Origin of the sequence: Diaphorobacter sp. LI3 (assembly GCF_022807955.1) — a bacterium.
In the GTDB taxonomy this organism is placed as follows: Bacteria; Pseudomonadota; Gammaproteobacteria; order Burkholderiales; family Burkholderiaceae_C; genus Diaphorobacter; species Diaphorobacter nitroreducens.
Window position 1 is genome coordinate 2,779,789 of sequence record NZ_CP094346.1, and the last position, 12,315, is coordinate 2,792,103.

11 protein-coding genes are annotated in these 12,315 nt (G+C 61.8%); 3 read left to right on the top strand and 8 right to left on the bottom strand.

Annotated elements, in window-relative coordinates; all coding sequences use genetic code 11:
* Positions 1 to 24 precede the first annotated feature (24 nt).
* Positions 25 to 1,044, top strand: coding sequence for an IS30 family transposase (locus tag MRB47_RS12855; protein WP_252100635.1), 1,020 nt, complete (start codon positions 25 to 27; stop codon positions 1,042 to 1,044).
* Between the two features lie 3 nt (positions 1,045 to 1,047).
* Here the strand turns inward: MRB47_RS12855 and MRB47_RS12860 are convergent, their stop codons facing one another.
* The 6 genes from MRB47_RS12860 to MRB47_RS12885 all read right to left on the bottom strand — a co-directional run bounded on the left by MRB47_RS12860 (position 1,048) and on the right by MRB47_RS12885 (position 8,828).
* Positions 1,048 to 1,707 (bottom strand): phosphoethanolamine transferase domain-containing protein, encoded by a 660-nt coding sequence (locus MRB47_RS12860; RefSeq protein WP_252100900.1) that lies wholly within the window; start codon positions 1,705 to 1,707, stop codon positions 1,048 to 1,050.
* Between the two features lie 182 nt (positions 1,708 to 1,889).
* Positions 1,890 to 2,678, bottom strand: coding sequence for a phosphatase PAP2 family protein (locus MRB47_RS12865; RefSeq protein ID WP_227472611.1), 789 nt, complete (start codon positions 2,676 to 2,678; stop codon positions 1,890 to 1,892).
* Positions 2,659 to 3,957 carry a TolC family protein gene (locus MRB47_RS12870; protein WP_230590195.1) on the bottom strand — a complete coding sequence of 433 codons (1,299 nt, stop codon included), beginning with the start codon at positions 3,955 to 3,957 and terminating at the stop codon, positions 2,659 to 2,661. The genes MRB47_RS12865 and MRB47_RS12870 overlap by 20 nt, the downstream gene beginning before the upstream one ends.
* Positions 3,954 to 4,274, bottom strand: a complete 321-nt coding sequence (locus MRB47_RS12875; RefSeq protein ID WP_003056157.1) for a DUF3240 family protein — start codon at positions 4,272 to 4,274, stop codon at positions 3,954 to 3,956. Before MRB47_RS12875 ends, MRB47_RS12870 begins: the two co-directional genes overlap by 4 nt.
* The gene (locus tag MRB47_RS12880; RefSeq protein ID WP_035884267.1) at positions 4,271 to 7,366 is read right to left on the bottom strand and encodes an efflux RND transporter permease subunit; all 3,096 of its coding nucleotides are present in this window, start codon (positions 7,364 to 7,366) and stop codon (positions 4,271 to 4,273) included. The genes MRB47_RS12875 and MRB47_RS12880 overlap by 4 nt, the downstream gene beginning before the upstream one ends.
* A gap of 13 nt (positions 7,367 to 7,379) precedes the next feature.
* Complete coding sequence (locus MRB47_RS12885; protein ID WP_252100901.1) at positions 7,380 to 8,828, bottom strand: efflux RND transporter periplasmic adaptor subunit; 1,449 nt, start codon at positions 8,826 to 8,828, stop codon at positions 7,380 to 7,382.
* An 85-nt stretch (positions 8,829 to 8,913) separates the two neighbouring features.
* Between MRB47_RS12885 and MRB47_RS12890 the strand changes: the two genes are divergently transcribed.
* Positions 8,914 to 9,468 (top strand): cytochrome b, encoded by a 555-nt coding sequence (locus MRB47_RS12890; protein ID WP_252100902.1) that lies wholly within the window; start codon positions 8,914 to 8,916, stop codon positions 9,466 to 9,468.
* 41 nt (positions 9,469 to 9,509) lie between these two features.
* Positions 9,510 to 10,217 (top strand): VIT family protein, encoded by a 708-nt coding sequence (locus MRB47_RS12895; RefSeq protein WP_021028154.1) that lies wholly within the window; start codon positions 9,510 to 9,512, stop codon positions 10,215 to 10,217.
* Positions 10,218 to 10,230: 13 nt separating this feature from the next.
* Here MRB47_RS12895 and MRB47_RS12900 read toward each other — a convergent pair whose 3' ends face one another.
* Together MRB47_RS12900 and MRB47_RS12905 are read right to left on the bottom strand one after the other, a co-directional pair.
* Positions 10,231 to 11,643, bottom strand: a complete 1,413-nt coding sequence (locus MRB47_RS12900; protein WP_252100903.1) for a sensor histidine kinase — start codon at positions 11,641 to 11,643, stop codon at positions 10,231 to 10,233.
* A gap of 3 nt (positions 11,644 to 11,646) precedes the next feature.
* A complete protein-coding gene (locus tag MRB47_RS12905; protein ID WP_003056167.1) occupies positions 11,647 to 12,312 on the bottom strand; it encodes a response regulator transcription factor in 666 nt (221 codons plus the stop codon).
* Positions 12,313 to 12,315 lie beyond the last annotated feature (3 nt).

Sequence of the window (12,315 nt, forward strand, 5' to 3'; positions counted from 1 at the left end):
CCTCACCAAGGGTAATGTACGCAAATGGGAACGAGATACGAGCACTTGCAGCCAGAAGACAGAGTGACGCTGGCATCGCTGCGCCAGCAGGGCTGGAGCATCAGGGCCATAGCCCGCCTTCAAGGCCGCAGCCCCAGCACCATCAGCCGTGAGTTGCGGCGCAACGCCTGCCACGGCGGTTACGCCAGCGCGCCTGCGCAGCGTCTGTGCCAGCTGCGGCGCATTCAGGCCAAGCCATACCCCAAGCTGCACAGCTGCGGGGCGTTGTGGACTCTTGTGACCACCATGCTGTGCTGGCTGTGGTCGCCCCAGCAGATTGCACGCACACTCCAGCGCATGTATCCCCAGGACCCAACCATGCATGCCTCGCACGAGAGCATCTACACCGCCATCTATGCATACCCACGCGGTGAGTTGCGCCGCCAGCTCATCGCACTGCTGCGCCAAGGCAAGAGTACACGCCGCCCGCGTTCAGCAGGCTCTGATCGGCGTGGTCAGATTCCAGACATGGTCTCTATCCATGTTCGCCCACCCGAGGTCAATGATCGCGTGATCCCGGGGCATTGGGAGGGGGATCTGATCAAGGGTGCTGGCAACCAATCGGCGGTGGGTGTGCTGGTAGAGCGCTCAACGCGCTTGGTGCTGCTGTGCAAGATGCCTGACGCATCCGCAGACAGTGCGCTGGCCGCGTTCACCAACAAGCTGCGCCAGATCGCACAGCCGATGCGCCAGACGCTCACCTACGACCAGGGCAAGGAGATGGCCCGGCACAAGGAACTCGCCCAAGCCCTTGGCATGCGGGTGTACTTTTGTGATCCGCACAGCCCTTGGCAAAAAGGCAGTTGTGAGAACACGAATGGGCTGCTGCGCCAGTTCATGCCCAAGGGCACAGACCTGAGCATGCATGACCAGGATGCGCTGGACTCCATGGCCGATCTGATGAACAACCGTCCTCGTCAGACTCTCGGCTGGGATTCTCCCTACCAGGCTTTTCAGCGATTCATGGCGGCTATCGCCGAGAAAAGCTCCGCTACCATTCATTGAATATCAACCAGCGGTGTTGCACTTCAGATTTGAGACCGCCCGTGCATAGCCGTTCAATCCCCAGTTTTGGGCGCGAGCCGTCTCGCCTACGACAAAGACTAATAAACGTGGCCGACTGCCTTCGGGCCTGACTGTTGCAACGGCATCAGCTCCAATGGGTATTTTTTCGGCGGACTGCGTGATAGAGGAACCTGTCAGTGCCTTCGGCAAACCCACCAGATAGTTTCCCGGTGTAATCAAGTATCGCACTTCGCGATGATTTCTCATCAGTGCGGACATGTCCTGAAATGACAGCATGACACCGCCCGAAATCATCAGTGTCGAAAACAGCATCAATCCCATACGCCACACGGTTGCTTTCAGCCAAGTACGCCCGAGCAATCGGATTCGCCAAAGAAAAATAATCGGAACTACTGCCAGTAGGCTTAGTGGAGCAATCAATGCAGGCGTCAGTAGCTCGCGACTTTCCTTGAAGTCTGTGGCTAGAACATTGCGCAACATGCTCGAATCGAGGTAGATATGAAAGCTGCGCATGTAATGTGTTGCGAGGGCAGAGGCAACAAAAAGCACCGCAAGTAAAACCTTGGCATTCCAGCGCCACACAACCAAACTCAACAGCAGACTGTGAATTCCCACCAGAAACAGCAGTACGGATGTACCCATGCGTAAGCTGGACTGGACGCCTAAGGCGCTACTCCAAAATAGACCATTGCAGGCTAGTGCAAAGAAAATACTGGTCATCAAGATCAGCCACTCGACGCTGCATTGTGGTCGCCAATGGCTTAGGTCCTTGAGGTTTGCAGTTCTGAATCGCGGCATCAGACCGAGAGCCTGTTTGAAAGTTCTCATGCTTGGAACCCCGATGAATAGACATCGCCTGAGCCATCAACAAACCAGCGTTGCCAGACCATGAAAAGACCCAAGGCAACGACCCAACAAATCAGGAGCGTCCACAAGTCATGGGAAAGGAAGTGGGCTCCGCGCACCTGCTGGGTCCATCCAAAGATGGCACCTATCATCAAACTTGCAGCCAAGGCCATCCAACGCCAGGCAGGACGAACCATCAAGGTAAAGAAATATAGGCTGACCCATGCATATCCGGCACTTGCATGCCCTGCGGGAAAGCACACACCGCGCGGCATACCGGGCGGGCGTGTTTCAAACAGGCCCACAAACACTCGCGCTCCGCCATAGCGCACCAAGTTCCAGGGGCAATCCATGTTAGTGAACGATTTCAGCGCCGAAACCGTCAGTGCCCCGATCAAGTACGCACAAAAAAGATACAGTAGCGGCCAGCGTAGGTATGCCGAGCATTTGTTGCTACGTTTTTTTCTCCAAGCCCAGATGCACGTTGCTGCAACCGCAATTGCCAGGAAGGTGGAAAGATTCTTCCCACCACGATGCAGCAGGTTGCTGGTTAGCCAGGCATCCCGCAAAGCCCATCGGCTGCCCTGCAAGCGATAGAGATGATCGGCGACCCAGAAGTCCCCACCGCCATCCATCAATAGACTGCTGATGATCAGCGCCGCACCCGCTGGTAGCGCTAAATGAGTGATTAAGAATCGAGGTGCGAATGGTGCGTTGGATAGTGGGGCGTTGCCCAGTAGTCGGGATTCATTGAGGGGCATCGGCATGTGCCTCCTTCGAATGCCACAGCGCATGCGCATCGATACGCACCAGTGCTGACGCTTGCAGCGCATCGATGCGAGCCTGTGCCTCACCGAGGCGTGTCTGGCGCAGGTTTCGCAACGTCAAGAGGTATTCGGCCAAGGGGGCCTCTCCCAGTTCCCAAGCTCGCCGCGTGCGGTTGCTGGCCGTGGTCTGCGCGGCCAGCGCCTGCGCGAATGACTGCCACTGCGTGCGCTTACTTTCAGCTGCCTGCGCGGCTACCCACGCACTTTGCTCCACCGCGCGCCGCACGCCGAGCGCCTCTGCCTCTGCGGCAGCTGCGTTGGCGCTTTCCGTGGCAGCCATTGCACTGCGATAGTCAGTGCCAAATGGCACCGTCAGGACAACGCCAATGACACGTTCCGTCCCACCGCGTTCAGACATCATCCGTACCCCGACTGTGGGGTCGGGCGTGCGGTTGGCGCGAGCTCGCTCGGCCACCTTGGCAAGGCGCGCTGCCTCTCCATCGGCAATGCCGATTTCGACGCTTTGTCGCACAATTCGCGCCAGCCACTCCTGTACCCCGCCCGGCAAAGGATCGGGATCTGGCAGCGTGGATGGCCGCGCGGGAATCTCAATGCCCGGGAACTCGATCACCATCGTTTGTCGTGCTGCCCGTTCTGCGTCGCGCGCAGCGCTAACCTGGGCTGCAAGCATCGCGCGTTCGGCTTGCAGAACGTCGCTGTCCCGCTGCGCTGCATCGCCCAGGGCCACGCGGCGGGCCATTGCTTCCTGCTCACGTCTAAGCAACTTTTCCTGAGCTTGCATCTCGTCGGCTACGACGAAACTGCGCAGCCATCCGGCCCAGACTTCCAACAGTCGCCTTGCCATTTGGTGCTCGGCATCTTCAAGGCGCATATCGGCCACCCTACGGGTGCGGCTGCCGATGTCCCGATCTATACGCGCCTTGTTTGGCAAGCGAACAGCACGGCTGAGCTGGATTTCCCATTCGTTGTAGCGACGCGCTTCGTTGGTCACGTTGCGACGTTGTAGGCCACTACTGAGTTCAAATTCGTGGCTACCGGCTTCAAGGGCGCTTTGCGTGGCGGCCGCCGCGTCCAAGCGAGCGGCTGCGGCATTCACGACCGGCTGGATTTTTATCGCCGCTTCGACTTGCGCCTGCGCAGGCAGCCACGAAAGATCATCGGCGCGCGCTTGCGCGGGATGAAATGTCAAAGCCGCGATAGCCACCATGACGGCACCAGTCGGTAGTACCAGGCTGCATCCTTTGTTTTTACTCGTCATACCAGTCTTCCACTTGCCAACACCGACTCCACCCACCAGCGGACATCGCTAGACGCGATGCGCTGGCGCAGATGCGCCAGGACCTGTTCCAGTTGTTCATATTCGATCAACACCCAAATGACGCGCCGATCCACACGGCCGCGAACCTTCTCGCGAATGGACGCGCGCGCGAAGTCGCCGGTATGCCCTTCGGCGTGCAACAGGGTGAACCCTGGCAGCACCGGGTCGGCCATCAGGGCATCGGTGACGGCGTCTTCGAGCGTGGGTGGAAACACCAGATTCAGGCGCACCAGTTGCGCTTCTTTCAATCCGTTCATGCGTGGACTCCTTGTTGTGAGGAGATGGCCTGGCCGAATCGCCGGTACAGCACCGGCAGCAGGACCAGGGTCAGCGCAGTGGAACTGACCAGTCCGCCAATCACCACGATGGCGAGTGGGCGCTGGATCTCAGAGCCAGGGCCACTGGCCAGCAGCAGGGGCACTAGGCCAAAGGCGGTGATGGAAGCCGTCATCAGCACGGGGCGCAACCGTCGCAGCGAACCTTCGCGCACCACCTGTTCCATGGGCAGGCCTAGCGCGTGCAGGTGGTTGAAGTGCGTCATCAGCACCAATCCGTTGAGCACGGCGATGCCCAGCAGCGCGATGAAGCCGACCGAAGCAGGCACCGACAGGTACTGCCCCGACAGCCACAGCGCCGCCACGCCGCCGACCATGGCAAACGGCACGTTGCCGAGGATGAGCGCGGCCTGCCGCACCGAGCCGAAGGTCATGAACAGCACGAAGAAAATCAGTCCCAGGGCCACCGGCACCACCATGCCAAGGCGGGCCGCTGCGCGTTGCTGGTTCTCGAACTGCCCACCCCATTCGACGCGGTAGCCGGGCGGCAGCGGCACGTCGCGCACCACGGCGGCGCGCGCTTCATCCACGAAGCCGACCAGATCGCGCCCACTCACGCTGGACTGGATCAGCGCGAAGCGCGAGCCGTTCTCGCGCCGCACCAGCACGGGGCCATCAGTGGTGGCGATGCGCGCCAGCGAGGTCAAGGGGATTTCGCCCTGATCGCCACGGGCGAGCTGCAAGTCCTTGAACCGCTCGGCCGATCCGCGCAGCCGGGCATCCCCGCGCACCACGATGGGCGTGCGCCTGTCCGGCTCGATCACCAGCCCGGCCGGCACGCCTTCGAGCTGCGCGCGCAGCTCGTCCTGAACCTGCGTCACGGCCAGTCCGGCGCGCCCCGCCGCCTGCGCATCCACCTTCACCTGCAGGTATTCCACGCTGTCGCTGGCCTGGGTGAGCACGTCGCGCGCACCGGGCACTTTCTCGATGCGAGCGGCCATGCGCTGCGCCAGATCGCCCAGCGTTTGCAGATCAGGGCCGAATAGCTTGACGGCCACGTCGCCCCGGCTGCCGGTGAGCATTTCCGAGATGCGCATCTCGATGGGCTGGGTAAAGCCGAATTCCAGGCCGGGGAAGGCATCCATCACCTTGCGTATCTCGGCACTCAACGCGTCCTTGTCGGCTGCATGCCAATCCTTGCGCGGTGCGAGCTGCATGAACAGGTCGGTTTCGTTCAGGCCCATCGGGTCGAGCCCCAGCTCGTCGGAGCCCACCCGCCCGATGCTGTGCCGCACCTCGGGCACCGCCGCACCGATGGCCTTCTGCACTGCCAGGTCAATCTCCAGCGAGCGCTGCAACCCGATGGACGGCGGCTTTTGCAGTTGCAGCAGGATATCGCCCTCGTCCATCGTCGGCATGAACGCCTTGCCCGTGCCGAGGTAGGCCACCACACCCAATGCCAGGGCCGCGATGGCGACCGCCGATGCGCGTAGCGGGTGGTGAAGCGCAGCCTCCAGCAGCGGTTGGTACAGGCGCGTGGCCCAGCGCATCACCCACGGCTCGGTGTGAGCGTGTTCCTTGAGCAGCAGCGAGGCCAGCACCGGCACCAGCGTGAGCGACAGCAGCAGCGAGACGCCCAGGGCGAATACGATGGTCAGCGCCACCGGCACAAACAGTTTGCCTTCCAACCCTTGCAGAGTGAGCAGGGGCATGAAGGTCAGACAGATGATGAGGATGCCCGAGGCCACAGGCATGGCGACCTCGCGCGCCGCGGCGAATATGCGGTGCAGGCGCGGCTGGTGCGCACTGGGCGCGTGCGGGTCGAGCCGACTGACGGCGTTTTCCACCACCACTACGGCAGCGTCCACCAGCATGCCGATGGCGATCGCGAGGCCCCCCAAGCTCATCAGGTTGGCGCTCATGCCGACCAGACGCATCAGCAAGAAGGTGCCCAGTGCCGCCAAAGGCACCATCACCGCCACAACCAGCGCGGCGCGAAGCTCGCCGAGGAACAGAAGCAGCAGGATAACGACCAGTACCGTCGCTTCCAGCAAGGCGCTTTCCACCGTGCCCACGGCGCGCTCGATCAGCGTGCTGCGGTCATAGAACGGCACCACCTTGACGCCGGGCGGCAGGCTGGGAGTCACCTCGTCCAGCCGGGCTCGAATGGCTTTGACCAGCGCCGAGGCATCGGCCCCGCGCAGCGCCACCACGATGCCTTCCACCGCTTCGCCCGCGCCGTCCCGGGTGACGGCGCCATATCGCGTCACGCCTTCGATGCGCACCTGGGCCACGTCGCCCAGGCGAACTGGGGCCGTACCATTGGCCCCCGCGCGCAGGATCAGACGGGATAAATCGTCCAAAGTGTGGATCGCGCCTTCGGCGCGCACGATCAGCGTGTCTTCGCCTGCATCCAGGCGGCCCGCACCGTCATTGCGGTTGTTGCGGCCGATCGCCGTGATGACATCAGAGAAGCTGAGGCCCGCAGCGGAAAGCCGTGCGCGATCCGGCACCACAGCAAAGCTCTTGGCTTCTCCACCCAGCACGTTGACATCAGCAACACCGGGCAGCGTGCGCAGGGCCGGGCGCAGCGTCCAGTCCAGTAGGGCGCGGCGCTCGCTCAACGTGAGGCCACCGCCTTCGATGGTGAACATGAACACGTCCGACAGCGGTGTCGAAATCGGCGCCAGCCCGCCGCTGACGCCTTCGGGGAGGCTGCCCGAAACGCCGGCATAGCGTTCAGCCACCTGCTGACGCGCCCAGTAGATGTCGCTGCCTTCGGCAAAGTCCAGCGTGATGTCGGCTATGGCGTACTTGGCCGTGGAGCGCAGCATCACGCCCCGCGGCACACCGAGCAACTCCATCTCCAGCGGCGTGATCACGCGCGACTCCACCTCCTCGGGCGTCATGCCAGGGGCCTTGATAATCAGCTTGACCTGCGTGGGGGAAATATCTGGATAGGCGTCGATCGGCAGTTGCAGGAAGGCCGCCAGGCCCGCACCCGCCAAAGCCAGCACGCCAAGCAGTACCAGCGCACGTTGGCGCAGGGAAAATTCAATCAGACGGGACAACATGCGTGGTCGCCCCTCATTGCAATGGAATCATGGATTTGAGCAGTGCCGTACCGCGCACGACGACCTGCATGCCTGCCGCAAGCGGCGCAGTGTCTGGCGAGACTGCACGCACGGCGCTTGACGCCTCTGATTCGTCTTGCCCCAGCAGTTGCACCGGAACAGCGCGGACGCGTAGGTCGCCTTGCTTGTCTTGCGATGACGGCTCAGCAACGTAGACCACGTGGGCGCTGCCCGCTGGCAGCAGTGCGGACGATGGCATGCTCAAGGTGCCCTGCGGTGCTGGCAGCAACAGCGCGACACTGATCTGCTGCCCGGCCGCATAGCGGTCTGCCCCTGCCTGATCTGCATCGACGCGGGCACGTACCCGCAGGCTCTGACTACTGAGGTCAGTGTCGCCACCAACAGCCGTCACGCGAGCGATCGTGCCATCGGGAAGACGCACTTCCAAGCCTGGGTGGAGATCTGAGCGCCAGCGCAGCGGAACCACGACGCTGACATCCAGAGGGCCAGGCTGAGCCACTGTAAAGGCGATGTCGAGCGGCGCGACCGCCTGCCCGAGGCTCAGGTGACGGCGCATCACCCGCCCGGACAAAGGCGCCAGCAATTCATACTCGCCGGCCTGCCCGCCGCTAACGGGTCGAAGCCGTGCGAGGGCGCCATTGGCCTCTTGCAACGTACTTTGCGCAGCCGCCGCGCGCGCTTGGGTTTGCTCGTTGCGCGTGGCTGGGATAATGCCCTCGGCCAGGAGCGTGGCATCGCGCCGGGCCTGCGCCGTAGCCACCGCCGCTTCGGTGCGGGCACGCGCCAGATCGGCTTGTGCTGCCAGAACGTCCTTGCTCTGGATGCGTGCCAGAGCTTGTCCTTGACGCACCGCAGCGCCTTCGTCGACCAAAACGCGCGTCACCACACCGCCATATGGCGCCACGACCTGCGCGCTGGCCGAGAGTGGTGCCACCGTCTGCGCGGGTAAGCCATCCAGCGGTATCACTGCGGCATCCTTGACGAGTGCTGTTTCCACATCCTGCGCGCGAAGCTGAGCGGCGTTGAGGTGAACGCCGCCAGCGTTCAGTTGGGCGGCAGCCTCGCTCGCGTCTTTATCGGCTACGGTTGTCTGCTGCGTTGTCCAAGCCCACAAGCCGTACCCTGCGGCAGCCAGAACTGCCACACTAACGACGGACAGGGCCAGGGTCTTGGTTCGGTTGGCGGTGCCCGCCGTTGTCAAGGTCGGGAAGCTCATGCTTGTGCCGCCCCAAACGACGTAAAGCAGAGCAGAGAGCACACAACGCGAATTAAAGATCCTTCGCATATGAAGCGATGCGCGAGGTAAATGAGGCGAAACATGTGGTCGATCTCTTGTAAATGATCGGCTCATGTTCTTCGGTGAAGCTTTGAGAAAGCTTTGGAGAAAGCGAAATTTGCTCAGTACGATGTATTTCGGCAAAACGCCTGCTTTGAGCAGCAAGCAATCGATAAACTGATTTATCAGTAACTTGCTCTGATATGCCAGTGCTGCGCCTTTGCTACCTCAAACATCGGAGCCATACACCATGAATGTCAGGAATTCCGAATACCGTTTCAGTCCTCTGGTCATAGGACTGCATTGGCTGACCGTGCTTCTCATCATCGCGGTCTATGCGAGCATGGAGCTGCGCGGTCTGGCACCGAAGGGCAGCGCCTTGAGAGACGCCATGAAGTCCTTGCACTACCTGCTGGGCCTCAGCATTCTGGTGATCGTCGTGATCCGTATCGGGGTGCGCATCCAGGCGGGCGTGAAGCCCGCGATCCAACCACCCATGCCCCGCTGGCAGGCCACGCTCGCCGATGTCATGCACTATGCGCTCTACAGCTTCATGCTCGCCATGCCGCTGCTCGGATGGCTCACCTTGAGTGCGGCGGGCAAGCCGATTGTTCTGTTTGGCTTGCCCATTTCCTTTCTGATCGGCACCGACGTTGCTTTGTCGCGCCAACTCAAGGATGTCCATGAGGCGCTGGCGACATTGGGCTATGTCTTGATCGGATTGCATGCGATGGCGGCGCTGTTGCACCACTACGTCATGCGTGACAACACACTGGTTCGCATGCTTCCCGGTCATCGCACCTGAACTGCTGGCCTTGGGCTGCTTCACATGGATTTGATTTTTCAATGACAAAATTTCATCATCGCGCTCACCCTGAAAGTCATCGCACTGAACATATCGGATGGCTACGCGCAGCTGTTCTGGGTGCCAATGACGGCATCATTTCCACGGCCAGCCTAGTTGCAGGCGTGGCTGCGGCCCATGCAAGCCATGCCAGCATCATGACCACGGCCATCGCGGGGTTGGTAGCCGGTGCCATGTCCATGGCTGCAGGCGAATTCGTATCGGTCTATTCACAAGCTGATACGGAGAAGGCGGATCTGGCGCGGGAACGTGATGAACTGAAGAACAGTCCGGAAGCCGAACATCGCGAACTCACGGCCATCTATGTTCGGCGTGGCCTGGATCATCGACTCGCGGATCAGGTCGCCACGCAATTGATGGCGCATGATGCGTTGGGCGCGCACGCGCGCGATGAATTGGGCATTTCTGAAACCTTGAGCGCTCGCCCGCTGCAAGCCGCCATGGCGTCCGCTGGAAGCTTCGCCGTGGGTGCGGCCATGCCGCTGGCCGTGGTTCTGTTGGCGCCGGAGCAGAGCCTGCTCTATTGGATCGTCGCGACGGCGATTGTCTTCCTGGCCCTGCTCGGCGCTGCGGCTGCTGCCGTGGGTGGTACGCCGCTGTTCAAAAGTGCACTGCGCGTCGCGTTCTGGGGCACATTTGCCATGGCGGTGACAGCGGGCGTGGGAGCCATGTTCGGCACCGCGGTGTAAATCTGCGTCAATCTCAGAGCAGCGCTGGCCAAGGGCCAAGCCGCGCGGACAGCCGACCGTTGTCCAGTGAGAACGCCAGCGGCAGGTCTATGGCATGCGCGAGCGCCAGGGCCAGTGCAAGTCCCAACCCGGCGTGGTGCGCCGTGCCACCTTCGGAATCCTTGCGCCAGAAGCGAAGGCCGAATTGATCCAGATCGGATGCCAGCAAATTGGGAGCTGTGTTGACGATGGTCAACATCCAGCCGGAAGCTTCGCGCTCCAGCCCGCATTGAATGTCGTCGCCTTCGGGCGCGTATTCAATGGCATTGCGCAAGAGGTTGGAGACGATGCGTTCGATCACGCCCTGATCACTTTGCACCCATGCCGATTCAGGCAAAGTCACGCGGATGGGTGACTTGGGTGCCATTTGCTGGACGTTAAGTCCCGCCAGCAACTCTCGCAGCAAAGCAGTTAGATCCAGAGGATCCAGCGCCATTGTGTGTTGGCCGGACTCAAGTCGCGCCAACAACAGCAGAGTGTCCACACTGCGCTGCATGCGTGAACTGGCCTGGATCATTGCATTCAGGGCGCGCTGGATTCGGGCCGGGTCGGCATCGATCAAAGCGCTTTCTGCGCTGATGCGGATTTCCGCCAGGGGCGTGCGCAACTCGTGGGCCACATCGCGGGAGAAGCGGCGCTCGCGGACAATGGCCACATACAGGTGATGCAAGCCCTGATTGAAGGCTTCGGCAAATGGACGCAGTTCACGGGGAAAGTCCGCTCCGATCCGCGCAATCGGCCGATCCGAACGCAGATCGGCCAGTTGCTCGCCGACCCGCTCCAGCATGACCACGATATGCCGAACCATGAGCAGCGCCAGGCCCGTCGCTAGCAGCGTTGCCAGCACAATACCGCCCAAGAGCGCAAAGTGGATGCGCCGCTCGGTTTGATCCCAATCCCGGCGTTCTGTTGCGACGACTAATAGCTGAGACCTCTCTCCAGTTACCGACACGCGCGTCGCCAGCGCGCGGCCCGCGTGGCCATCCGGAAGTGTCACGTCGTAATAGCGCGGGGTGCCTTGCTCCACCGGGCCAAGCGATAGCTCGGCGCCTGCACTGCTGGGAGAGCGTAGCAAGGCCCGGTGGGTCTGCGAATCGAAGACCGTGAAGAACTCGGTATACCCGCCAGGCTCATATTCCGGCATGAGGCTTTCGAGCTTTCTCGCATCCAACTCCTGCAGCACGCGCCCCACCGCCGCTGATCGTTGCATCAGGGTGGTATCCATCCGTCGATAGATTTCGTGGTCAATCCAGTAGTCGAGGACGGGAAACAGGATCGCGAAGGTTCCTCCAATGCAGATCACCAAGCTGGCAGCCAGCCGCCGCTGCAAGGACCAGGATCCGCCTTGACTCGCATCAGAAAGGGCTTCGGAATCGGGACGTACCATCGTTCAGGGCAGGATGTAGCCGAAGCCACGGCGTGTCACGATCAGTTCATCCAGGCCGCACAGGGCAAGCTTGGTTCGCAAGGTGCTGACGATCACCTCTACCACTTTGTCCGATGCATCGCTGCGGCTGTCGTACAAATGTTCAAAAATCTGCGAGCGCGACAGCGTGGCGCCGCGCCGACGCAGCAGCAAGTCGAGCAGTCCATACTCCTTCGGCGTGAGCCCAAGATCAATGCACTTGAACCTCGCGATGCGCGAGCGCGGATCGACCTCCAGATCGCCGTGGCGCAGAACTGGAACGTCCCGTTGCGGCGGACGCCGTACTAGCGCCCGCAGGCGAGCCAGCAGTTCGGCTAGCTCGAAGGGTTTTGTCAGGTAGTCATCGGCACCCGCATCCAAGGCCCGCACCCGGTCGTCGAGCAGTTCGCGCGCGGAGAGCACCAACACCGGTGCGGCATGGGCCTCCCGGCCCAATGCGCGCAACACGCCAAAGCCGTCCAGCCGGGGCAGCATCAAGTCCAGAATGATGGCGTCGTACCGGTAGCTGGCAAGAAACTTCAGCGCGGACACGCCATCGGCTGCTGTATCGCAGGCATAGCCTTCCGACTGAAGGCTCTGGCTCAGGGCTTCGGCCAGCGTTTGCGAGTCTTCCACGATCAATACGCGCATGTG